This is a genomic window from Fimbriimonas ginsengisoli Gsoil 348 (genome assembly GCF_000724625.1).
Classification (GTDB): Bacteria; Armatimonadota; Fimbriimonadia; order Fimbriimonadales; family Fimbriimonadaceae; genus Fimbriimonas; species Fimbriimonas ginsengisoli.
The window spans coordinates 2436550-2460611 of record NZ_CP007139.1; the positions used below are offsets into that span (position 1 = coordinate 2436550).

A 24062-nucleotide genomic window follows, 5' to 3' on the forward strand; every position below is an offset into this window, starting at 1 on the left:
CCGGCTTCTAGCCGGTAGCCCAAGTCGCGCCTATCCAACTGCCTCGCTGGCAGGAACCGGGTTTGAGGGCGGATGCAACTTGGGCTGCCGGCTGGAAGCCGGCGCCACTTTTGGCTCGAAAGGGTAAAACCGGCGCATGCTTCTCGAAGGGAAAAAGGGGCTCGTCCTTAATGTTACGAACAAGCGCTCGATCGGCTGGGCGATCGCCGACCTCGCGAATCGCGAAGGGGCGCTCGTCGGCCTCGGCGCGCAGAACGAGCGGCTGCTCGAAAATGCCACCGAACTGGTCGAGGGGCGCGAGCGGTTCGAGACCGTCACCATCGACTTCGCTTTCGAAGAGCAGTTCGCGAGCCTGCGCGAGCAGGTCGAAACCAAGGTCGGCAAGCTCGACTTTATCGTCCACAGCGCCGCCTACGCTCCGCGCGAGGCGTTGGAGAATCGATTTATCGAGACCACGCGAGAGCAGTTCGAGATCGCGATGAACGCATCTGTCTACTCTCTCTTTCGAACCTGCCGCGAGTTGGAACCACTCCTAAACGACGACGCGAGCATCGTCGCCCTCACCTATCTCGGCTCCACGCGGGCGATGAAGAACTACAACGTCATGGGAGTCTGCAAGGCGGCGCTCGAGGCCTCCGTTCGTTACCTCGCCTTGGATCTCGGCGAGCGAGGAATTCGAGTTAACGCGGTCTCCCCGGGACCGATCCGGACGGCCGCCGCGTCGGGAATCAGCGGCCTGAAAGATATGATCCGGCACGTCGGCGACACCGCGCCGCTCAAGCGGCCGTACGGTCAAGAAGAAGCTGCGGGCGCGGCCGTGTATTTCTTGAGTGACCTTTCCAAAGGAATCACCGGGCAAATCCTTTTCGTCGATTCGGGCTATTCCGTCGTCGCAATGTAGATGAGGGTACTCACCGTCCCGAACTGGTCGTTCGGCCGAGGCCCGTCGCTGCTTGGAAGCTTCCAGGAGGAGCTTTCCACTGCGGATGTGAGGGTCCACTACACTGTCTCGGACGTCGACCATAACCGTACGGTGACCGCTTTCAGCGGCGATGTCGCGGCGGTCGAGTCCACGTTGCTCCGCCTTTGCGATCTCGCCTTCGGGTGGATCGACATGCGGGACCACGTCGGCGTGCACCCCCGAGTCGGCGCGTTGGATGTCTGCCCGTTTGTGCCCTTGGAGCCGGGGGACCATGCCGTTCGGGAATCTCTGGCATTAGCCGAGCGAGTGGCCGCTCGGATCGGCGGCGGGTATGGCGTGCCCGTGTTCCTCTATGAGAAGAGTGAGCGAGGCCGGCACGAGGCAGACCTGCCGGCACTTAGGCGAGGCGGGTTCGAGGCGCTTCGCGACCGCGAACTCCGGCCCGATTTTGGGCCCTCGCACGCACACCCGAAGCTCGGCGTCACGGTGCTCGGCGTGCGTGATTTTCTCATCGCGTTCAACGTCGACCTGGCCACCGACAATCTGGCGGTGGCCAAGGAAATCGCCAAAGAGATCCGGAATTACCGGGCGGACGGAGATCCGCGGTTCCTCGGGGTCCGCGCCCTTGGCTTTCCGCTGGCATCCCGCGGCCTCACGCAGGTGAGCATGAACCTTACGCTCCCGGACTTGACTCCCATCGACCCAATCGTCGACTGGGTCGAGACGCGGGCTGCTGAGGAGGGCGTTCTCGTCGCAGGCACCGAGCTCGTCGGCGTCATCCGAGAATCGGACCTCCGCAACGCAACGGAGCTTCAGGTCCGGCCCGAGCAAGTCCTCAAGTAAGCACGTACGCGTCCTAATGACCGTCGGAATTCTTCAAATAATTCGGTGCTTCGTGAGTGGACCCGCCCAATCAATTTCCTGGTACCTGCCTTGGAGCAATAAAAAGGAGCGGATAACGGTACTATATCACCAACATGCTTGACATTCGACCGGTTGCTCTACAGTTGGCCGAACTCGATTTGAGCCCGCTCCGAAATACCATTGAACGGCATGGATTCTGGGAGCAAGGTCAAGGGTCACTGACGTGGAGGGATAGCCTTGAGCTTTATGATGGACTGAGAGAGCCACTTGGAGTGCTTGCTTCGTCTGACATCTTCAAATCTATTCCACAGGTTTGGGCGGAGCGAATCAGCAGTGTCTCGCAGGCCCTATTAACAACCGTTAATAACGTCCAGAACATAGGTCCAAGCGGGGCTGATCCTTGGAATTTTGGCGGTCATCTGAGCAACTTACATGAAGTCTTAGTTCTAATGGGGCTCGTGACGCCTTCTGGTGTTATCCCTAAGAGTGGTGGCCTGACCTTAAGGAAAAGGGCGCAGGTGGAGGACCACGAACGATCCATTTATGCTGCTAAAGTCGAACTCGAAGAAATGCTTGCCCAGGCTCGGTTAAATCTAAATGAGCTTGCCGCTGTTGAGCAACGAGCATCGCAAACAATTGAAGTTACGAATCAGCACCGAGCGCGGGCTGAACTGGCAGCCACGCAAGCACTTGAACTCTCGGAGGAGGCAAGGGAACTTACAGCCTCGATCCACTCTTTGCGCACATCCATTGAATCTTCCCGAGAACTTGCCGAGAAAGCAGCAGATGCCGCTGCGTCAAGTCGTCAGCTTCTATCTGCGACCGTAGCCGAAGTTGCCGCGCTTACCGAAAAGCTAGACACAATGATCGTGACCTCCAATGAGAACGTTAAGAGTGATCGCGAATGGATCGCCGAGCGCAACAAAACTCTGGCGGCCTTAACAAAACAGATCGAGGATCGGTTGGTTAAGGCGACAAATGCCGGCTTATTCCATGCATTCGACACGAGGCGGAAAGGTCTAGCATTAGCTGTTTGGCTTCCCTTTGCTGTTGGATTTCTGTCGCTGATCGTTGGTGGGAGTTTGGCTTTCCGCCTGTTAAATGAGAGCGGCACAATTACAACGCTCTCAACAGCAAAAGCCCTGGTTACAGCACCTCTCTTTTACGCGGCCTTCTTTGCGTTACGGCAGTTCACACGAGAGCGCAGGCTTCAAGAGGAATACGCTTTCCGTTCTGCGATCTCAGTATCACTTGAGCCTTATCGCCAACTAATCGTAGATCATTGCGACATGGAGACACCTGAGGGGCAAAAACTGCACAATGAATTCATCGTTGGGCAGATGAATCGAATATTTGATTCCCCTACCGACCGTGTTTTCGGGGAGCCTAGGTTTAGGCAAGTGAGCGACACGAAGATCATAAGCAGTTTCTTAGATGAAGTAAAGAAAATGTCTGAGATTGTAAAATTGAAGTAGGCATTGAAGAAGGCAGCTACGGAGCCAATCTTTCGTTTCAACCACGCTCCTTGCCGTCCGTTCGGCTTTACTCGCAGAACCTGACTAGACTCCCTTTGCCGGGTGCTTTGGGTAAGTAGATGGTAAACAATTGGGCGGAGCGTGGGTTGCCGGTGGCACTACTGTTGGGAGACCAGCCGATCCTCGTCGAGATTTTAGGTAAGGACGGGGCGTGAGCTAGGCCCGCCTCACTATCTTCTCCTTCGAGCTATTGGTTTTGAGCGTTACACCGCCCCTCCACGGTACGCTCTGGCCATGTCCCTCCAGGACCTCCACGGCCTGCTTTCGAATCTGCAACGGAACCCTGGCATTCCGCTGGACCTTGATTGGGTCGACTCGATCCGGGTGAACCGGAGCGCGGCTGAGCGGCGAGCCGCGACGCTGCCGGCTCGCCGAACGGTTAAGAAGAAGTACCAGGCGGCGTGGCTGTTACGCGCCATCGCCTGCATGGACCTGACGACCCTCGGCGGGGACGATACGCCGGGAACGGTACGCCGTCTCTGCGCCAAAGCCCGTCGCCCGGTTCGACAAGAGGTGCTGGCGGCCTTGGGAGCCGAGCAACTGGGAGTTCGCGTGGGCGCGGTGTGCGTCTACCACCAGATGGTGCCTACCGCGGTCGAGGCGTTGCAAGGGTCGGGCATCCCGGTCGCCGCGGTGGCCGCCGGATTCCCCCACGGGCTTTCCCCCTTTGCCCAGCGGCTCGACGAGATTCGATCGAGCGTTGCGGCCGGAGCAACTGAGATCGACATTGTGATCACCCGCGCTCACGTCCTAACCGGCGACTGGCGGGCGCTTTACGACGAGATCGCCGCGTTTCGGGAGGCATGCGGCGAAGCGCACCTGAAGACGATTCTCGCCACCGGCGAACTCGGAACGCTGACAAACGTCGGCAAGGCCAGCGCGGTCGCCATGATGGCGGGCGCGGACTTTATCAAGACGTCCACCGGCAAGGAGACGGAGAACGCGACTCTGCCGGTCGGCCTGGTCATGGCCCGACAGATCCGTGAGTACCTGGATCGAACCGGTTACAAGGTCGGCTATAAGCCGGCCGGCGGAATCCGAACTGCGAAACAGTCGCTCGACTGGCTGATTCTGATGAAGGAAGAGCTAGGAAACGAATGGCTGCTCCCGGACCTCTTCCGCCTCGGCGCCAGCTCGCTCCTCACCGACATCGAGCGCCAACTCGAACACCACGCCACCGGCCGATACGCCGCCACCCATCATCAGCCGATGCCGTAAAGCGTGAAGCGTGAAGCGTGAAGCGTGAAGCGTGAAGCGAACTTTTGCGCAATACCCTTTCCTTCGCGCCTCGCGCCTCGCGCCTCGCGCCTCGCGCCTCGAACTGCCCAACGCCCAACGCCTCCACCTCTCCATAATCACTTCAAGCACATGGGACTTGTGGACGACTTTAAGGGGTGGGCGCGAAGGCAGGGTGCTCCGGTAACCGTCGCGATTATCGGGTCGCTGATCGTTGTCGCCCTCGTGCTGGGGTTCGCCCAAGGGCGCGGGCTCGAGAGCATCGCGCTTTACGGGGATTGGTGGAATCGCCCTTGGACCCTGGTCACCTATCCGTGGGCGTTTATGCCGTTCCAAACCGGGATGGGCATTCTTGGAATGGTGTTCCTCGTGATGTGGGTCATGTGGGTCGGCGCCAGCTTGGAGCGGGAGATGGGGAGCGGACGTTTTGCCCTCTTTTTGCTTGCCATGACGGTCATTCCCGGGCTTGTTCTCGGCCTCGCCTCGCTCGCGTCGAAAGAGAACGTGTTGGTCGCGCAGCCCTGGCTGCCGATCGAGGGGATAACGGTCGCTTGGTGCACCCGCAATCCGTCGGCGGTGATCCACATCTTCGGCGTCTTGCCCGTGTCTGGGAAATGGCTCGGGTGGCTCACGGTCGTTGGGACCTTCCTTACCCTGGGCAGCACGAATCCGATGTTCGGGGTTCTCGCCTGCGTCCACCTCGCCCTCGCCTGGGCCTACGTTTCCGGCAAACTCCCGATTCGGTACCGAGGGGAAGGCGTCTTCCAAGTCAAGAAGAAGCCGAGTCACGCCACTCGCGCCCAAGCTCAGTACGACGAGTCGTACTACGACGAGGTCCGAAAACGAGAGAAGGAGCGAAGCGAGCGCGAGCGGCTAAGACAGCTTCTAGGGGAGTCCCAAGATGATGAAGGGGACGAGGGGCAGGGCGCGAGGCGTTGAGGCATTACCCTTTCCCAACGCCAAACGCCAAACGCCAAACGCCAAACGCCAAACGCCTACCGCCTAAGCCTCCGTACCGTCGCCTCCATCACCGCCGTCGTCTGCGCCGAGACGGTGTAGACGAGCGCCTCGCGATAGACTCTTTGCGCGGGATGGGACAGCGAGTTGGCGGCGCCGCTCGAAGCGGCGATGGCGGCGTGGGCGCAGCGAACGGCCAACTCGATCGCCCAGGCGCGGACCCTCAACCTCTCGTCCGTCGTCTCCTCGTCCACGCTTTTCTGAGCCTCGGCCGTGGCCACGTGACAGTCGGCGAGCTCCTGCTCTAGTGCCGCCGCTGCGTCGGTGAGGAATGAGATTCCCTTTTTCTCGCCGGCTTGACGGACGATGTCGATGCCGGCCTGCGCGCATCCCAGCGCGAAATGCCCTTGGAGCGCGACGTTGATTTGGTCGTTGTTCTTGATCCAGTTAGGTGGCCGAATGTAGGCAACCCGCTCTTTCGGCAAGAAGAACCCCGAGAATTCCGCGGACACGGTGTTGGCGCTCTCCATGGCGGCAAGCCGCATAGGAGGGGAAACTTTGATCTCCCTCTCCCGATCTTCCAGCGGCACAATCCCGAAGACCGACCGGCCGTCGGGAAGGGCCGCTCCGATCATGAACTCCGGGAAAAGGCCGCCGCCGGTAATCCACGGCACATGTCCCTCCAGGCGGTAGCCGCCGTCGACCGGCTCTGCCCGCATAATCGGCGGCCCGCCCCGCCGGAGCTGGCTGAAGCCGATCCCCACCAGCTTCCCGCCGTCTCCCATCTGGGGCAGATACTCGGCGGCGAGATCTTGGTTTTCGCAACTGGAGAGCATGGCGACCGCGCTTTGATGCTGCGTCGTCAAGAACGCCAGCGCGCCGGAGGTGCGGGCGATCTCCTCCTGGTACTCGCGGAACATCGGCTCCGACATCTCAGGTCCGCCAAATTTGGCCGGCCGCTTGAGCGCCATCAAGTCTCGTTCGCAAAGACCGCGCATCGCTTCCGCTACCATCGCGGGGTCTTGGTCGATCAGTTGCGCCTTAGGCGCGACCTCCTCGCGAAAATAACGCTTCGACTCTTCGAGCGCCGCCTCGGCCGATCTCATGGGCCCAGTTTATCGCAGGGCGCTTTATTCGCCGCTCGGGGGTCAGAATCAAGACCGTGACTCTCGACGACCTGCTGACCCTCCTTCACGGCTGTCCGCTCGTTGCTTCCGTTCAGGCCAGCGAAGGGTCGCCGGTGGACGACCCGGAGACCCTGCTGAAGCTCGCCCGCGCCAGCACCTTGGCCGGCGTTCGCCTGCTTCGGCTTCAGGGCGCTCGAAATATCCGCGCTATTCGCCGCGGAACCGGTGTGCCGGTGATCGGGCTAATCAAGCGGACCTATCCTGACAGCGACGTGTACATCACCCCCACGATCTGGGAAGTCGACGAAGTGATCGACGAAGGGGCCGAGGTCGTGGCGCTCGACGCCACCGCTCGCCACCGATCCGGGGACGCGCTTCTGGGCGACCTTATCGCCCATGCCCACAGCCGCGAAGCGCTCGTTTTGGCCGACATCGACACCGTCGAGAACGCCGTGGCGGCCGTTGCCGCGGGCGCCGACATGGTGAGCACGACCCTGGGCGGCTACACCTCCGAGCGGGCGGCCACCACGGGCGCGGATCTGGAGTTGCTTAGGCAGACGATCGCCGCCGTGACGGTTCCGGTTTTTGCGGAGGGGCGCTATGCGCACCGCTGGGAGATCGATGCGGCATTGCGCATCGGTGCGGCAGGCGTGATCGTCGGCGGAGCCCTCAACGATCCCGTGAAGCAGACCCGGGCCCTCATGCCGGTCCGATTCGAGGGGGACAAGGTTGGCGCGGTCGACATCGGAGGCACCTGGCTCCGCTTCGGAACCTTTACCTCCGACTGGAAGCTTATCGAGGTGGAGAGAACTCCTAATCCGCCCAAGCGGGAGGAGCGCCTGCAATGGATCCGCGACCGGATTCAGGCGAGCGGCGTTCATCGGGTTGGGGTTAGCACCGGCGGTATCGTCGATCCCCGGACCGGGTTGGTTTGGAAGGCCAAGGAATATCTGATGGCAGACCACGTCGGCATCGTCTTTAGCGAGGAGACGTTGGGGATTCCGACGTTCGCTATCGGCGACGGCCACGCAACTGCGTGGGGTCACGCCAATCTACCGCGCTTCGCCGGGCGGCGAGTGGCAACCCTCGCGATCGGCACCGGGCTCGGCGCGGGCTTCGTTCAGGAAGGGAAGATTTGGGCTGGCCGGCGTGGCGAATATCCCCGGGTGAACGACTTGCCGGCACCGGGCGGCAAAACGTACGAGGAGTTGCTCGGCGGTATTCACATCACCAAAGAGCCGACCCAAGAAGCGGAGGCTCGCGCGATCCTCGCGCTCGAATCCGCGTTAAAGGCGGTGAGCGATCTGTATTTCCCCGACGACATCGTTATCGCCGGCTCCGTCGGCCTCAGCCCCTGGCTCGCGCCTCATCTACACCGATTGGGCGCGATCCCGTCGCCGTTCGACCACGACGCCGGTCTCTACGGCGCCGCCGCGGTTGCCTTGTTCCCACCCCCGCTGTAAGGATGTAGGATGCTCGGCTATCACGCAAACATGGCAGTCGCGGTTGCTCATGCAACTCCGTACCTGGCGGGAGACGATGAGGCATTAAAGGAATTCACCTATGCCGCCGGCCGACTGGGCGTGCGCCAAGAGTTATATACCGTCCTCTTCAACCGGTCGGGTGTGCTTGCCAAAAATCGGCGGCAATGGTTCCAGTACCTGCGGGATCACGGCGGAAAGCGTGCCTTCTTAGCCGTTTTGCCGAAGCAAGCGGATTACTGGGAGATCCCCTTCAACCACGCCTTTACCGGAAATCACAATTGGGCGGTTTGCATCGAAACCGAAGATCGACCCAATTATTGGCACCTTCGCATTAATTCTTCCTATTCGGCCAATCCGTCCGAAGAACAGGTCGAGACCGGTCGGGAAATTCCCAGTCCAAGGCCGGGAGAAGAGAGGATCGAGCTCCACTGGGGATTGTTCCTCGCGGACCGCGAACACGTCTTTGTGAGGGGGAAGCTTGCCGCTTGCGAGCAGCAATTGAATACGTTGTTGACTGACCTTATTCTGTTTTGCGCCGAAAACGAATTGGAGGAATGGCGTAGCGTATTCGTTCGGTCATTGTCGATATTGGAATCCAAAATCGACCTCCCCATCATGGAAATGGGTCGCTACTTTCCATCGCGGGGATACAGCCCTCGCGTACAAAGACTTCTCTATTCGGCATTGGGCGCGGATGTTCTGGGTGGAATGGACTCGTGGAACGATCAGTATTTTCAAAACCAGGAGGTTAAGGCACGTTTTGATGCCCTTTCGTCGCGCATCGGGCCGGCCGTCGTGGAAGCCATCGTAGTTGCGTTGGATCAATTCGAACCGTCGTCGGGTGTCACTCTCTAATTGTGAGGCTGGGGTCCGGATGGCCCCGGAATGCTACACTCCCTTAGATGAGTTTCTCCGTCCAAGTGACGCCTGACCTGGTCGCGCTGGAACCCGGTGCGACGACTCCGATCAGCATCGTGGTCGTGAACAAGGGGACCGAGGCCGATCGATTTGAGATGGAGATCGACGGGATCGACGCCGAATGGAAGGCGGTTCCGGTCGGGGTTTTTGGCGTCGACGCCGGGGAAACCCACTCGGAAAAGGTCTTCTTCAAGCCGCCGCGAGCAAGCGAAAGCCTGGCCGGCAACTACCCGTTCGTTGTACGCCTCCGGTCGTTGGTTTCAGGCGAGTCGAAGACCGTACAGGGGGTGGCGCAGGTCAAGCCGTTCCACCATCTTTCCATGGAGGTCGACCCGAAGAAGGGGTTCATCTCCCCCACCCGCAAGCAAAACGTCTTCGACGTGACTCTGGTCAATCTTGGAAACACGGAGCACACCCTCCAATTGCTCGGGAACGATCCCGAGGATGCGTGCGCCTACGAATTCGATCAAGAGCAGGTGACGATTGGCGCGGGGCAGCAACGCGACGTGGAGCTCGTAGCCGACCCGGTGAAAAAGCCGATCTTTGCGAGCGGCCGGCTGATCGGTTTCACGGTTACCGGTCGAAGCGTTTCAACTCCGTCGGTGGGGGTCTCCGCGCAGGCCCAGCTCGAACAGCGCCCACTGGTTACTCCGACCTCGATCGCGGTGCTCGTATTACTGGGACTGCTGTTCAGCGCTTGGTTCTTGATGATGCCGAAGCCCCCGACGATCACCTTTGGGGTAACGCCCCAAAAGGCGATGCGCGGCGACACCGTCACCATCAACTGGAACGCCGAACATGCCAAGCGGATCGTCATCCGCGCGGGCGACCAGGAGATTTACGACGGCACCGAGCTTCAAAAGCAGATGGCGTACCAGGTCACCACACCCGGCGTGATCCGGTTCGTGGCGGAGGCGAGCGACGGGGAACGAAAACACGAAGAAACCCAGCAGGTGACGGTGGGAACGCCCGCTCCGATCCCCCCTCCCCAGATCACGTCGTTAGATGCCAATCCGAAACGAGTCAAACTCGGTGAGCCGTTCGTGATGAAGTACTCCCTCAGCGACAGCGTCTCGGAGGCGGTACTCGAACCGACCGGCGAAGCGATCGATCGTGTGCTGAACGAACGGGAGATCACCCCCACCCGATCCGGCGAAATCAAATACACCTTGGTCGCCAAGAACTCGGCCGGCGAGGTCGCGCGAAAGAGCTTTACCGTCTTCGTGCGGGACGAGAGCGATGCGCGAATCCTCGACTTTCATCCCAGCGCCAAAGTCGTCCCCGCGAACGACGGCCACGTAACGCTCACCTGGCAGGTCGTCAACGCGGTCCGGCTTGAAATAAAGGTCGAAGGAAGTCGCACCGACGTGGTGACCCCAACCACCGGCAGCCAAGATTACGTGATTACCGGCAAGACGACGTTTACGTTGACCGCGACCGACTCAAAGGGTAGAAAAGCCACCGCCCAAACCACTGTTACCATGGAACCTCCTGCCGTGCCTTCTTCGACCGGAATAACCTCCACCGCAACGGGAACGGAAGCCGGCGGGGCGGGAACCGAGACCACCGGCGGGACCGCTGGGGCCACGACCACGACCGGAGGAACGGCAACAACCGGCACTGCCACAGGGACCGGCACGACCGGTGGCCACCGATGAAGCGAGCGCTTCTTTCCGTAACCGATAAGACCGGCATCGTCGATTTCGCCCGATCGTTGAGCGAGCGTGGCTTCGAAATCGTAAGCACCGGCGGCACCGCCCGCGAAATACGGCAGGCGGGAATTCCCGTCGTCGAAGTTTCCGAGGTGACCGGCTTTCCGGAGATGCTTGACGGCCGGGTGAAGACCCTTCATCCGATGATCCACGGCGGACTCTTGGGCGATGTACGCCTGGAATCGCATCGCGCCGCAATGCTGGATGCGGGCATCCAGCCGATCGAGGTCGTGGCCGTCAATCTGTATGCTTTCGAGAAGACGGTCTCCGAGCCTCACACGGCGGAGGAGGCGATCGAATCGATCGATATCGGCGGACCGGCGATGATTCGGGCGGCCGCCAAGAATCACGACAACCTCTTTGTCGTCGTAGATCCGGGCGATTACGGCCAAGTATTGGCCGCGATCGACGCGGAAGACGCGTCGATCCGGCTTTCCCTGGCCGCGAAGGCGTTTCGACATACCGCGTTTTACGATTCGATGATCTCGCGTTACCTGACCAATGCGGCCGGCGAAAGCCCGTATTCCGACACCGTCACCGTGGGCTTACGGCAAGCCTCCCCGTTCCGCTACGGCGAGAACCCTCACCAGCGAGGTGCCCTCTATCACGATCCCCTCGGGCAGCCCGGCCTTTGCCGCGCTCGCCAGTTGTGGGGAATGGAGATGGGCTACAACAACTGGAATGACGCCGACGGAGCGTGGGAGCTCGTCGCGGATCTGCCCGGTACAGCTTGCGCCATCACAAAGCACGGCAACCCGTGCGGAGCCGCTGTCGCCGAAACGTACGGCGATGCGTTCCGCCTCGCTCGCGATTCCGACCCGATCTCCGCTTTCGGCGGCGTCGTCGCCATTAACGGCCTGCTGGATGAGGAAGCGGCCGAGGCGATGGTGGAGAAAGGAAATAAGCTCGACGTCGTCATCGCCACCGGCTTTACAGACGGGGCGCTTCGCATGTTTCAAGATCGTAAGGGTTGGGGACAAGAGGTTCGCCTCCTCGCCGCTCCGCTCCCCCCTTCCGAAGTTTCGGTCGGCTTCCGTTCGATTCGTGGGGGCGCTCTCGTTCAGGATACGGACGAGGATCCCGGGCTCGAGTGGCGCGTGGTTACCAAACTGGTTCCAAGCGAGGAGCAGATGGCGGCGCTTCGTTTTCTGTGGCGGGTGATTCCCCACGTGAAATCCAACGCCATCGTCGTAGGCTCCGCCGGCCGCCTCCGCGGAGTGGGTGCGGGGCAGATGAACCGGGTGCAATCGGTCCGTTTGGCCCTGGAACAAGCGGGCGAGACCGCCCGCGGGGGCGTTCTTGCCAGCGACGCTTTCTTTCCTTTCCCCGACAGCATCGAAACCGCCGCTGCCGCCGGGATCGCGGCCATCGTACAGCCCGGAGGCAGCAAGAAGGACCCGGATGTGATCGCGAAGGCGGACGAGCTGGGGATCGCGATGTGTTTTACCGGCGTACGCCACTTCCGGCACTAAACACCGATTTCCCGTAACCTACGAACCAAGTGGTATCGTCAAACGGACTAGGACCTGTAGATGAAGAATCAAAATGATCTCATCGTTATGATCGTCGCGATCGTGCTCGGCATTGGCTTCAGCCTTGCCTTCTTCTTTATGAAGCGCGATCCGGTCGCTCCTGCCGCGCCCCAGCAAGTCGTCACAACCCCGTTGGCACTTCCTGGAGCGGATCCCGTGATGGGTAACAGCCTGTCGGGCGGCGGCACCGGTGGCGCAGGAGGCGGCGGGTTCGGAGGCTTCGGTGGCCCCGGCGGACCTGCCGGTCGCGGCGGCTTCGGAGGCAGTGCGCCGAAAGGTGCGAAAGGCGGCATGAACTTCCCGGGTTTGAATAAGCCTGGCAAGGGAATGTAAGCCTGGCGCGCCTCTTAGGTTCGGTTAGGACGTGCGGCGGGTAAACTCTGTGGGCCTATGCCCCTGCCCGCCGTGCTCAACGTGGGATTCTACAACTACGTCATGACCGAAAAGATCGTTGCTCTCGTGAGCAGCGAATCAGCCCCGATGCGACGTCTGATCCAGACGCTCCGCAAGGAAGGAACGCTAATCGACGCTACCCAGGGTCGCCGCACCAAGTCGGTAATTTTCACTAACGGCGATGCCGTCATTCTTTCTGCGATCTCGCAGGAGACGCTCGCGAAGCGTCTGAACACCGGGGAGATCGTGGGCGATGAGGAATAACAACGGCCGCCAGACCCTGCTCCATCGTCTGAGCCATCGGTTCGGCCGGGATATCGGGATCGACCTCGGTACCGCAAACACGCTTGTCCACGTCGGTGGACGCGGAGTGATGCTGCGAGAGCCGAGCGTTATCGCGATCAACAAAGATACCGGCGAAGTGATGGCGGTCGGCGAAGAAGCCAAGCGGATGCTCGGCCGTACGCCCGGCCATATCGTGGCGACCCGCCCGCTCAAAGACGGGGTTATCGCCGACTTCGAGCAGACCGAGCGGATGCTTCACCACTTCATTAGCAAGGTGAGTAACCGGATGCTGCTGCGTCGCACCGTGGTGGTTGGCATCCCAAGCGGAGTCACCGAGGTCGAGCGGCGCGCCGTTATCGAGGCCTCGCGAAACGCCGGGGCGACCCAGGCCTACGTCATCGAGGAGCCGATGGCCGCTGCTTTCGGCGCCGGCCTCCCGGTAGACGAGCCGAGCGGCTCCATGATCGTCGACATTGGCGGCGGCACCACGGAGGTCGCCGTCATCTCGCTCGGCGGCATCGTCCATTCTCGCTCGATCCGGATCGCCGGAGATGAGTTGGACGAGGCGATCGCTTCCTACGTCCGTCGTGCCTACAACCTCTTTATCGGCGAGAAGACCGCCGAGTTCACCAAGATCGAGATCGGCAGCGCTTTCCCGTTGGAGCAAGAGCTTCAGCTCACGATCAAGGGGCGCGACCTCGTGACCGGACTGCCCCGCAGCGCGGTGATCTCCAGCGAAGAGGTTCGAATGGCGATCGCCGAACCGGTAAACGCCATCGTGGAAGCGGTCAAGTTGACGCTCGAGGCGACTCCGCCCGAACTTGCTGCCGACGCCATGGACCACGGAATCGTGCTCGCCGGCGGTGGAGCGCTGCTACGAGGTCTGGATAAGCTTATCTCCCAAGAAACACTTATGCCGGTTCACGTCGCCAACGACCCCTTAAGCTGCGTCGCTATCGGGACGGGCATCGTCGTCGAGGCGATGCACGAGAACCCGCTGATCCGCAAAATGCTTGAGAAAGCCTCCCGGCCGTGAAGCGTAAGAGCAGTTCCCTAGACGTCGTGGTGCTGATCCTTCTGATCGTCACCGGGGTTGTGCTAGGGAGGCTGCAGACCGCTTCTCGAACGGCAGGAAAGGTCGATCCGATATCGGCGGCCATCCGCTCGGCCGTGGTTCCAAGCAGCGGCCCTTTGAACTCTTTGGCCAACTCCTCCGGAGGGTTCTTTTCTGGGATCTTCTCCGCCGGTCGGCTCAAAGCGGAAAACCAACGCTTACAGGCCTTGGCCAATGCGGGAGCGCTCTATACCGAGCAGGTTCAAAGACTGCAAGGAGAGATCGACCGGATTCGAGTCCTGCAAGGGATGGGTCCCATCCCCGGGAAGACCCGGGTTCCGGCCGATGTGATCGGATACGCGCTGTACGAAAATCGCCTCACCCTGAACGTGGGATCTCGCCAAGGCGTGCAGATCGGCTGCCCGGTGGAGTCGGCGGAGGGGCTTGTGGGAACCGTGCAGGTTGTGGAGGCGGATCGCTGCCAGGTGCTTCTGCTTACGAGCGCCAGCCTTACTCTGGGCGCGATCGACCAAAGCCGCAACCCTCCTCCGGCCGGTCTATTGCGTGGAGAGAACTCTTCCACGCTGACGTTGACCTTCCAAGATCCGAAAGCGCCGGTGGAAATCGGCGATCACATCGTAACTTCGGGGTTTTCGGACCGGATTCCGCGCGGCATCCTCATCGGAAAGGTGATCTCGGTCGCCACCGACGAACAGTTCGGTTCGCTCCGGGCCAAGGTCGACCCGGCCGTGTCGGTTGGAAACCTCCGTGAGGTGCACGTCCTCCGGTGAACGGGGTCAAGCTCTTCTTCGCGGCCATCGTCTGCCTCTGGCTCGCCGCGGGATGTCAGCAGAGCGTGGTGCCGTCGGTCACCATCGGCGGCGTGGTCCCGGACTTCCTGTTAGTGGCCGTCGGCTGCCTCTCTCTCTTTGGAAACCGGGTTGCCGGGTCGTTCATCGGTTTTGGGGCGGGAATCGTCCAGGGCGCGCTTGCCGGAGCGAATCTGGGAGCGTATGCTGTTTCCAGGATCTTGGCCGGTTTTCTTACCGGATGGTTCAATATGCTCGAGTTCGAATCGAACCCGGCGGTGGCATTTTTCGCGGTCGCGGCGGCGACCATTTTGGGCCAATTGCTGTTGATGTTCGCAGCCCCACCCTCGCAAATCATTTCGTTCCTCTTGGCTACAATAGGGTCAGCGATCTACAACGGCGTTCTCGCGATGCCTCTGTTTGTGCTGCTAAAGAAGGTGATCGATCCGCCAACCCGATAGGGCCGGATCTCTCGGTGCCTGCATGAGCCAACACATCAATATCCTCGAAATGGCGCGGCGTCAGCTAGCCGATGCCGCCCAGTATCTCGATCTCGACCGCGGTCTTCACCAGGTCCTCGCCACTCCCATCCGCACACTGATCGTGCGGTTCCCGGTCGTCATGGACAACGGGGAGGTGCAAGTGTTTGAGGGCTACCGCGTCCAGCACAACGCCTCTCGAGGCCCCACCAAGGGAGGTATTCGCTATCACCCGGACGTCGACGTCGAAGAGACCTCGGCGCTCGCGATGTGGATGACTTGGAAGTGCGCGGTTGCGAACATTCCGTTCGGCGGCGCGAAGGGTTCGGTCAAAGTCGACACGAAGCTTCTTAGCAAGCGCGAGCTCGAGAAGATGACTCGCCGGTACGTCACCGAGATCAACACGATGCTCGGCGAGCGGAGCGATATTCCCGCTCCCGATATCGGTACTAACGCGCAGGTGATGGCCTGGATCATGGACACCATCTCCATGCAGGTCGGCCACACCGTGCCCGGCGTGGTGACCGGCAAGCCGATCGAGCTCGGTGGATCCGAGGGGCGTGTCGAGGCGACCGGTCGAGGCGTCGTCGTCACCATGGAAGAGGCCGCCAAAACGATTGGCTTGAATCTGAACGGCGCCAAAGTCGTCGTCCAGGGATTTGGCAACGTGGGCGCGACGGCGGCGAAGCTGGCGGAAGAAGCTGGCGCGACGATCGTCGGGATCAGCGACGCCATCGGGGGCATCTACAACCCCAAAGGGCTTCCCGTTCACGAGCTATTCAACCGGTACCAAGGGCGCGACGGGGGCGTTCGTGAATATAAGGACGCCCAGGCGGTGTCCAACTCGGAGCTTCTAGAACTCCCGTGTGACGTCTTGGTACCCGCCGCGATCGCCGCGCAGATCACCGGCGACAACGCCGACCGGATCAGAGCCAAGCTGATCGTCGAAGGAGCGAACGGCCCCTGCACCCCGGACGCGGACCATATCCTCTCCGACAAGGGAACCCTTGTCGTCCCCGATATTCTCGCCAACGCCGGCGGCGTGGTGGTGAGCTACTTCGAGTGGGTGCAAGACCTCCAGAACTTCTTCTGGGAGGAAAATGAGGTCAACAGCAAGCTGACCCGGATCATGCGCTCCTCCTACGCCTCGGTGGAGAGCGCGATGAAGGTCCACAAGACCGACATGCGAACCGCCGCCCTCATCATCGGCGTCAAACGCGTCGCCGACGCGACGATCAAACGCGGGATATTCCCCTAGCATCAATGGTGAAATGGACCGCTGCTCTCCAGAGCGGCACTCCGAGCGAACGTAAGTTCGCGTCCGGAGGGGCCGGCCTGGAGACCAGCGGTCCGCTGGAGCGGACGTGGGGGCCAAGGGGGAATGACGGGAATGCGTGTCGCACCCTTGCGGCAATCGTCTTCCATGCGTTAGAGTCATGCGTCGGTACCCTAAAAAGGAGGGGCCGTTGAAACCTTCGTGCCTCAGTGCGGATGCCGGAGTGGAGCCGTCCAAATGCATCTCGTAGCGCGCCAAGCCACCGTCAACGATTTCGAGGCCATGATGCGGCTTTGTCGCAATCATGGCGAGCCGGTCGACACAAACCGGAGAGAGTGGGATGCACTGTGGCAATCGGATTCCACGGTCGGGGTAGTCGTCGAAGATATTCTCTCGGATGAAAACCGGGAGAGGGCGCTGCTCGTTGGCGCATACCTCCCCGACTCATTCCTGCTCCGATGTATCGAAGCGATCGAGCCGTTCATCCTCTCAAAAATCGCCGACTACCCCTCGGCATTGGTACCCGCCCGCGAGTTCGGAGCGCTGAATGCCCGCGACGGAGTCAACCTGCTTGTTGCCTACATGGGATGGGAGGGACCGGACTACCAAGAGCCGCCCGCCCCCAACCTCCGCGCCGTCGTCGTCAACGCGTTTTCGGACCGGCATGGCGGGAACCGGCTGAAGTGGCTCCTGGGAGAAGTGGGCGGCCCTCAACTACTTGACCTCACCACCCGGGCGGGCTGCCGGATCTTGAACGATTACGCTCAGTGGGCGGAGGCGCACGGTATGGCAGACGCTCCCAAGCGCCCTTACCTCATGGGGATTTCTCGCGAATCCGCGTTGCAGGTCGAGAACCAGTGGATCATGCGGATGTTCACCTACTTCCCGCCTCGATTCCGCTTTACGGAGCCGCAACGCCGCATCCTCGCGCTGGCGCGAGAGGGATATACCGACGCGGAAATTGGGGCGGAAATCTCGGTCTCTCCGGATGCCGTGAAGAAGCGCTGGGGGGCGATCTACGCTCGGGTGGAAGAACAGTTTCCCCACCTCCTTCCGGAAAGCCCTCTTGGCGGCCGAGGAGCGGAGAAGCGGCGTGCGCTGCTCGCCCACTTGCGGGAGCGGCCGGAAGAGCTCCGACCGTACGATCGCAGCGTGGCGGACGCCGTTCGTTAGTCAAGCCCGATTAAGGCAACGGGTAACCTTGTAGCGGGCGTTTGACGCCCGAGGCTGCCCATTGGTCAAGATCGAAGAGATTCTAGAGTGTCTACCGCACCGCTACCCGATGCTTCTCGTGGACCGCATCTTGGAGATGGACGAGGTGAACATGAAGTGCAGGGGGCTCAAGAACGTCACCATCAACGAGCCGTTCTTCCAGGGCCACTACCCCGGCCACCCCATCATGCCCGGCGTCCTGATCATCGAATCGATGGCTCAGGTCGGCGCGGCGCTTCTTCTCAAATCCCCCACGATGTCCGGACGCATTCCGCTCATCGGTGCGATCGACAACGTGAAGTTTAAACGTCCCGTGGTCCCTGGGGACCAGCTTATTACCGACTGCGAAATTCTATGGGTCCGCGCCGGCATCGGCAAGATGCGCAGCGCTGCCACCGTCGATGGCGATCTCGCCGCGTCGATGGAAATGACCTTCAAGCTTTTGGACAAAGGTCGCTAGTCTTGGCCAAGATTCACAAGCTCGCCTTCGTAGATCCGAGCGCGGAACTTGCCGCGGATGTCGAGGTTGGCCCGTTCAGCTATGTGGAGCCGGGCGTCGTCATCGGCGCGCGGACGAAGTTGGACTCTCACGCGACGGTCAAACGCGGGACGACGGTCGGCGAGGACAATTTCATCGGTCAGGGAACCGTCCTCGGCGGCGATCCGCAGGATCGAAAATATAAAGGGGAGCCAACGTTCCTCAAGATCGGAGACCGCAACGTTTTCCGCGAGTACGTCACCGTCCACCGAGCCACCGGCGAGGGACTTTCCACCCTAGTGGGGGACGACAACTACGTCATGGCGTACTGCCACCTTGGCCATAACGTGGTCATGCACAACTTCGTGACGATCGCCAATAACACCGGCGTCTCCGGGCACGTTACGATCGAAGATCTCGTGACCATTGGCGGGATGAGCGGAATCCATCAGTTTTGCCGTATTGGAAAGGTGGGAATGGTGGGGGGAATGACAAAGATCACCCGCGACGCGCCGCCGTTCATGTTGGTGGAGGGCCCCGAGCAAGAGGTCCACGATATCAACGCCATCGGGCTCCGCCGAATCGGAGTTACCCCCCAAGCGAGATTGGCGCTTCACAAGGCCTGCAAGCTGCTCTACAAGTCACAGCTTGGGCTCCGCAACGCCATGGAAATCGTGCGCCGAGAGGTGGTCATCACGCCCGAAGTACAGTATCTCCTCGACTTCGAAGACCATCGCTCCGGCGGCCGCAACGGCCGTGGCGACCAACGGTAAAGGCCGTGCGCATCTTCATCTCCGCCGGTGAAGCCTCGGGCGACGCTTACGGAGCCGCCCTCGCGCGGGAGATGCAGCGCCTCTCGCCGCGGATCGAGGCAAAAGAGTTCGAGGAGATCGTCCGAGGGTCGATGTTTTGGCCGGCGGCTCCCGACGGCGCTACCCCGGACGAATCGAGCGAGAAGATTCGGAACGGCTTCTCCGAATTGCTGGGCTACGCCCTGGAGGACTACGTTCCCTCCGATCTGAACCTGGACGATCTCTTCCAAACCCCGTGGGCCGAGATACCGGCCCGATTGTACGAACGGCTGATCGCCGAATGTCCGGGCCGGATGACTCCGCACCTGTACGCCGGAATCGGTGGCCGGCGGATGAGAGAGGCCGGGATCGACCTCGTGGCCGACTCCGGCAACTGGGGGGCGATCTCTATCACTCAGTCGCTCAAGGTTGTCCCCCGCGTTCTCGGCGGTTACTTTGCCGCCAAGACCCAGCTTCGTCAAGACGCCCCCGGCCTCTTCATTCCCATCGACTTTGGCTACGCGAACATTCGGCTAGCGCGGCATGCCAAGCGGTTCGGTTGGAAAGTCCTTTACTTCGTTCCTCCCGGTTCGTGGCGGCGCGACCGGCAGGGAAGAGACCTGCCTCAGCTCACGGACGCCATCTCGACTCCGTTCGAATGGTCGGCGGAGATCTTGCGCCGGATGGGCGCGAACGCGCACTGGTTCGGCCATCCGATCAAACAGCTATTAGGCGATGCTCGCGCCCGGAACGAGATTCGGCAAGGGGTCGCGATTCTTCCCGGCAGCCGCCGCCATGAGATCGCGGAGAACCTTCCGCTGATCGCGGAGGTGTTAAGCAAAGGGGACTACGGCCCTGCCGAGTTCGGCCTTGCGCCGACGGTCGACGTGGAGGATTTTCGCAAGGAATGGACCCGACTGGCGCCGAGCCGCCCCGGCGACCGTTTTACCGCCGGCGACACCGCCGGCGTGCTACGCCGAGGGCGCGCCGGAATCGTTTGCAGTGGAACCGCTACCTTGGAAGCGGCGCTTTGCGAGTGTCCGATGGTCGTGGTGTACCGCCTCAGCCCGGCGGTGATGATAGAGGCAAAGCTGCTCCGGATCAAGCGACCGAAGTTCATCGCGCTGCCCAACATCCTCCTCGATCGGACTCTGGTTCCCGAGTTCGTTCAAGACGAGGCGACCCCTGCCGCCGTCGCCGAGGCATTGACCGCGATTTGGAAAGACGGTCAAGCTCGTGAATCTCAACTACAGGGGTTCCGCGAGCTCGATATCCTCCTCGGCCCCGACGACGCAATCACCCAAACCGCCAAGTTAGCCTTGCTAGTAGCCTCGAATGCTACGCCCTGATAGCGTGGCACTGGCGGCTCGCCCGTGGGTATCTCGGGCGGCCCGCCCGAGTAAAAACCTGCGACCGTCACCCAGCGTCGGACGTGGCTCGGGCGGCCCGCCGAGTAAAGCCCCCCCAAATCCTATGGCGTTAGAGGCTAGCCTCGCCCCTTCCCTTGATACAGTTTCAGCTCCTCGTCGAACTCCAGTTTGACGACGGTAGCGTGGGGATCGATTTCCTCCTCCGGGATGTCGATCCACTCGATGCCTGGAGTCTCCCCCAGCCCGCCGATCTTGGTATGTTTGAGCTCGCGGCCGCTCGATAAGATGGTGGCCCGCTTGACCGCGGTTCGGAGCCCCTTCACCGCGATCTGGTCGAACGGCTTGTCGAAGAAGAAGAGATAGAGCGTCTTCCGATCTTTCGAGAGGGTCGAAGCTCCGTAGAACATTCCATTGGGCAGGCCCGCGACTGTGCCGTAAATCGCCTCTTCATGCTTGCGGATCCAAGCGCCAAGCCCTTCCAAGCGCTCGACCTGCTCGGGTTGGAGCGAGCCGTCTTCGTACGGGCCTACGTCCAGGAGCATGTTTCCGCCCATGCCGATCGTCTCGGCGAACATCCTCACGATCTGGCGGACCGACTTGTGGTTATGGTCCTGGACTTGGTATCCCCACGAGTCGTTGACGGTGACGCAGAATTCCCACGGACCGTCCGGCGGTTCGATCGGCATTCCTTGTTCGGGGGTCGCGTAGTCTCCGTAGTCCAGTAGGCGCGAGTTGAAGATGGCGTTCGGCTGCCAAGCCAGGAGCTGATCGCGCAGCCCCTTCATGTCGAACTGGTCGGAATCGCGCTCCCACTCGCCGTCGAACCAATAGATATCCACGTCGCCAAACCGGGTCGACAGTTCTTCGAGTTGTTGGCGGTGAAACTTGATAAACCGCTTCCACGCTTCGGGATCCTCCTTCCCCGGTGCCGGGTAGGCGAACCGGTTGGAGTACCGCGCGGGGTCCGGCTGCTCGATGCTGCCACGGGTCGGGTAGATGGTAGCGTAGTCCGGGTGCGACCAGTCGAGGTGGGAGAAGTAGAAGCCGACCTTGATTCCGTGGCTGCGCATCGCTTCGACGTATGGGCCGACGAGGTCTCGCCCCGCGGGCGTCTTCTTAACGACGCTTAGATCGTTGGCGTCGGTATCCCAAAGCGCAACGCCGTCGTGATGTTTGGTCGTAAGCACCGCATACTTCGCCCCCGCCCGCTCGAACAGATCGGCCCACGCCTCGGGGTCGTACTTGGAGGCGGTGAAGCCGTCGAGTTGAGACATGTAGTCGTCGTATCCGATCTGCCCGTTAAAAAACGACCACGACTCCGGAATCCCCTTCACGGCATAGATCCCGTAATGAATAAATATCCCAAGCTTGGCGTCGGGAAACCACGGCTGCATCATTGCGTTTGAGAATAGCCGAGAACGCCTTTGTCGGTTAGCCGTCGACGAATCTAACCTCGGTGAGCGAAAAAATCGCTCGCGGGCGATATCGTCAACGTCAATCCGTTCCGTTGCGCGTCCCGCGCGATCGGGTGGACCAGGGACGATGGACCGGTGATGTCGAAACGGCCGTGGCGGGTGAGATATTCGTATCCGGGGAGGTCGTCGACCTGCGGGACGTAGAGGCGGAGATACCAATCGCGCTGCTCGGGGAAAACGCCGAGGAAGACCAAATCGTCGGCCGGGCTGGCGGCGATGAGCGCCGAGTCGTACAGGAGCGCCGAACCGAGGTCCGCCCAGGAGTAAGGCTGTGGTTCCGACAGATACTCGTCGTGCCAATGCCAGTCGTGGAGCTTGAAGAGGCTTGCCTCCGGACGCTGCTCGTACAGAAGCTCGGTCGCACCGATCAAGGCGTGCCGCAGAACGGAGATCGGGATATAGTCGGCAGTTGAGACCGTGAGCCCATCGAAAGGGGGCAAGCCGTTCTGCCAGCGACGGGCGAATTCTAAGTCCATAGACGTCCAGCGGTATCGACGCCGATTAGCGATAAAAAGTCGCACCGCAAGGATAGAGTTCGCGGCAATATCGAACCGCGGTGTAATCTGCGCTTCATGCGGCGATCGACGGTTCTCTTTGCCCTCTTATTGGGCTCCAGTCTTGGGTTCGGACAGGCAAAATTCGGCAACGAGAAGGCGATCTCTCCCGCGCGGCTAAAGGCTCACCTCGAGTTTATCGCTAGCGACGAAATGGAAGGGCGCGACACCCCCTCGCGCGGCCTCGACACTGCAACCCTCTATGTAGCCACCCAGCTCAAACTATGGGGCGCCAAGCCGGCCGGCGACCATGGGACATTCTTCCAGCGAATCCCGCTGACTCAGCACTGGCTGGATACGGCCGACAGCTCCATCGCCTTCGGCGGGACCGACTATACGTTCGGAGAAGGGTTTAAAAGCGCGTCGAAGAGTTGGAGCGGGGCCGGAAAGCTGGTCTACGTCGGCCACGGATACATGTTCAAGAGCAAGGGGATCGACCCTTACAAGGGGATCGACGTCAAAGGGAAGATTCTGGTGGCGGTCTCCGGCTTTCCCGCCGATGCCGCCTACTCGGATATGAAGGGAAAGCCGGGAGTCGATTACATGTGGCCGGCTCTGGCGGCTCAGAAGCTCGGCGCGCTTGGCTTGGTGACGATCCCCGACGGCGCCTATCTCTCCAGGTGGAACGCGGTCGAAGCGTCCGCAAAGAGCGGTCTCGCGCCCGAATCCGAGAGCGATCCGGCATCTGTGGTCCCGAGCCTCGTCGCCGGAATCTCCCTTACAAACGCGATCTTTTCCGGAGAGAAGGTAACGGCTGAGCAAGCCCTGATGGGCAAGGCGCCGGAAAAGAGCTTCGACTTCGCGAGCTCCAAGACCTTGCGCGTCCACATCGTCCAGAAGCGAGCCGTCCAGTACGCCAGGAACGTGGTGGCGATCGTCCCCGGCTCGGACGCCCGGCTTAAAAACGAGTACGTCGCCTTCGGCGCGCATATCGACCACCTTGGAATGGCTACGGACGGCACGGGCGATCGGATCTTCAACGGAGCAGACGACGACGGCTCGGGGACGGTATCGATCCTCGAGATCGCCCACGCCTTCCTAACCGGCCCTCACCCGAAACGGTCGTGCCTCTTCGTCTGGCATATCGGCGAAGAGAAAGGCCTCTGGGGTTCTGCCTACTTCACGGAGCACCCGACGGTCAACCTGAAAAAGGTGATCACCCAGCTCAACATCGATATGATCGGCCGCAGCCGACCGGCCGGAGACAAGAAACCCGCCAACGCGGTGTTGACGGGGCCGAACGAGATCTACGCGGTGGGCTCCACGAAGATGAGCACCGATCTTCAGCGGGTGAGCGAGTCGGTCAACCGGCAATTCCTCCGACTCAAGTTCAACTACAAATACGACGATCCGAAGGATACGGAGCAGATCTTTTACCGCTCGGACCACTACAACTACGCCCACAAAGGGATCCCGATCATCTTCTACTTCGATGGCGTGCACGAGGACTACCACCAACCCAGCGACGAAGTCACCAAGATCGACTTTGTAAAGATGAGCCGAGTCGTCCGAACCGTCTACGCCACCGGCTGGACCCTCGCCAACGCCGCCAAGCGCCCGGTGGTCGACAAGCCTTTGAAAGAGTAACCGTAGCGTCGG

Annotated in this window: 23 protein-coding genes; 20 read left to right on the plus strand and 3 right to left on the minus strand. The window is 61.1% G+C overall.

Annotated elements, in window-relative coordinates:
* The first annotated feature begins 136 nt into the window (after positions 1-136).
* From OP10G_RS11180 to OP10G_RS11200, 5 genes are all read left to right on the plus strand, one after another.
* Positions 137-901, plus strand: coding sequence for an enoyl-ACP reductase FabI (locus OP10G_RS11180; RefSeq protein WP_025225804.1), 765 nt, complete (start codon positions 137-139; stop codon positions 899-901).
* Positions 902-1765, plus strand: coding sequence for a hypothetical protein (locus OP10G_RS11185; protein ID WP_025225803.1), 864 nt, complete (start codon positions 902-904; stop codon positions 1763-1765).
* Between the two features lie 134 nt (positions 1766-1899).
* Positions 1900-3261, plus strand: a complete 1362-nt coding sequence (locus OP10G_RS11190; protein WP_025225802.1) for a hypothetical protein — start codon at positions 1900-1902, stop codon at positions 3259-3261.
* Between the two features lie 294 nt (positions 3262-3555).
* Positions 3556-4539 (plus strand): deoxyribose-phosphate aldolase, encoded by a 984-nt coding sequence (gene deoC, locus OP10G_RS11195; protein ID WP_025225801.1) that lies wholly within the window; start codon positions 3556-3558, stop codon positions 4537-4539.
* 150 nt (positions 4540-4689) lie between these two features.
* Positions 4690-5496, plus strand: coding sequence for a hypothetical protein (locus tag OP10G_RS11200; RefSeq protein WP_025225800.1), 807 nt, complete (start codon positions 4690-4692; stop codon positions 5494-5496).
* A 56-nt stretch (positions 5497-5552) separates the two neighbouring features.
* Here the strand turns inward: OP10G_RS11200 and OP10G_RS11205 are convergent, their stop codons facing one another.
* Positions 5553-6620, minus strand: coding sequence for an acyl-CoA dehydrogenase family protein (locus tag OP10G_RS11205; RefSeq protein WP_025225799.1), 1068 nt, complete (start codon positions 6618-6620; stop codon positions 5553-5555).
* A gap of 56 nt (positions 6621-6676) precedes the next feature.
* On the opposite strand from OP10G_RS11205, the gene OP10G_RS24460 reads away from it, so the two are divergent.
* From OP10G_RS24460 to OP10G_RS11275, 14 genes are all read left to right on the plus strand, one after another.
* Entirely contained in the window at positions 6677-8104 is a 1428-nt protein-coding gene (locus OP10G_RS24460) for a putative N-acetylmannosamine-6-phosphate 2-epimerase (protein WP_025225798.1), read from the plus strand.
* 30 nt (positions 8105-8134) lie between these two features.
* Complete coding sequence (locus tag OP10G_RS11215; RefSeq protein WP_144241106.1) at positions 8135-8980, plus strand: hypothetical protein; 846 nt, start codon at positions 8135-8137, stop codon at positions 8978-8980.
* 47 nt (positions 8981-9027) lie between these two features.
* Positions 9028-10701, plus strand: coding sequence for a COG1470 family protein (locus OP10G_RS11220; protein WP_025225796.1), 1674 nt, complete (start codon positions 9028-9030; stop codon positions 10699-10701).
* Entirely contained in the window at positions 10698-12227 is a 1530-nt protein-coding gene (gene purH, locus OP10G_RS11225) for a bifunctional phosphoribosylaminoimidazolecarboxamide formyltransferase/IMP cyclohydrolase (RefSeq protein ID WP_025225795.1), read from the plus strand. The genes OP10G_RS11220 and purH overlap by 4 nt, the downstream gene beginning before the upstream one ends.
* A 60-nt stretch (positions 12228-12287) precedes the next feature.
* The gene (locus tag OP10G_RS26815) at positions 12288-12620 is read left to right on the plus strand and encodes a hypothetical protein (protein ID WP_025225794.1); all 333 of its coding nucleotides are present in this window, start codon (positions 12288-12290) and stop codon (positions 12618-12620) included.
* Positions 12621-12677: 57 nt separating this feature from the next.
* Positions 12678-12944 (plus strand): DUF370 domain-containing protein, encoded by a 267-nt coding sequence (locus OP10G_RS11235; RefSeq protein WP_025225793.1) that lies wholly within the window; start codon positions 12678-12680, stop codon positions 12942-12944.
* Positions 12934-14001 carry a rod shape-determining protein gene (locus OP10G_RS11240; protein ID WP_052547705.1) on the plus strand — a complete coding sequence of 356 codons (1068 nt, stop codon included), beginning with the start codon at positions 12934-12936 and terminating at the stop codon, positions 13999-14001. Before OP10G_RS11235 ends, OP10G_RS11240 begins: the two co-directional genes overlap by 11 nt.
* Entirely contained in the window at positions 13998-14810 is an 813-nt protein-coding gene (gene mreC, locus OP10G_RS11245; RefSeq protein ID WP_025225791.1) for a rod shape-determining protein MreC, read from the plus strand. The genes OP10G_RS11240 and mreC overlap by 4 nt, the downstream gene beginning before the upstream one ends.
* Positions 14807-15289 carry a rod shape-determining protein MreD gene (gene mreD / locus OP10G_RS11250; RefSeq protein WP_025225790.1) on the plus strand — a complete coding sequence of 161 codons (483 nt, stop codon included), beginning with the start codon at positions 14807-14809 and terminating at the stop codon, positions 15287-15289. Before mreC ends, mreD begins: the two co-directional genes overlap by 4 nt.
* A 22-nt stretch (positions 15290-15311) precedes the next feature.
* The gene (locus OP10G_RS11255) at positions 15312-16565 is read left to right on the plus strand and encodes a Glu/Leu/Phe/Val family dehydrogenase (protein WP_025225789.1); all 1254 of its coding nucleotides are present in this window, start codon (positions 15312-15314) and stop codon (positions 16563-16565) included.
* A gap of 255 nt (positions 16566-16820) precedes the next feature.
* Entirely contained in the window at positions 16821-17756 is a 936-nt protein-coding gene (locus tag OP10G_RS11260) for a helix-turn-helix transcriptional regulator (protein ID WP_025225788.1), read from the plus strand.
* Positions 17757-17817: 61 nt separating this feature from the next.
* Positions 17818-18255, plus strand: coding sequence for a 3-hydroxyacyl-ACP dehydratase FabZ (gene fabZ / locus OP10G_RS11265; protein ID WP_025225787.1), 438 nt, complete (start codon positions 17818-17820; stop codon positions 18253-18255).
* Positions 18256-18257: 2 nt separating this feature from the next.
* Complete coding sequence (gene lpxA / locus OP10G_RS11270) at positions 18258-19046, plus strand: acyl-ACP--UDP-N-acetylglucosamine O-acyltransferase (protein WP_025225786.1); 789 nt, start codon at positions 18258-18260, stop codon at positions 19044-19046.
* A gap of 5 nt (positions 19047-19051) precedes the next feature.
* On the plus strand, positions 19052-20413 hold the full coding sequence (locus tag OP10G_RS11275; RefSeq protein WP_025225785.1) for a lipid-A-disaccharide synthase: 1362 nt from the start codon (positions 19052-19054) through the stop codon (positions 20411-20413).
* 137 nt (positions 20414-20550) lie between these two features.
* Here the strand turns inward: OP10G_RS11275 and OP10G_RS11280 are convergent, their stop codons facing one another.
* A complete protein-coding gene (locus tag OP10G_RS11280) occupies positions 20551-21828 on the minus strand; it encodes an alpha-L-fucosidase (RefSeq protein ID WP_025225784.1) in 1278 nt (425 codons plus the stop codon).
* 53 nt (positions 21829-21881) lie between these two features.
* Positions 21882-22385, minus strand: coding sequence for a hypothetical protein (locus OP10G_RS11285; RefSeq protein ID WP_025225783.1), 504 nt, complete (start codon positions 22383-22385; stop codon positions 21882-21884).
* Between the two features lie 96 nt (positions 22386-22481).
* Here OP10G_RS11285 and OP10G_RS11290 point away from each other — a divergent pair, with 96 nt between their 5' ends.
* On the plus strand, positions 22482-24050 hold the full coding sequence (locus OP10G_RS11290) for a M28 family peptidase (RefSeq protein ID WP_025225782.1): 1569 nt from the start codon (positions 22482-22484) through the stop codon (positions 24048-24050).
* Positions 24051-24062: the final 12 nt, after the last annotated feature.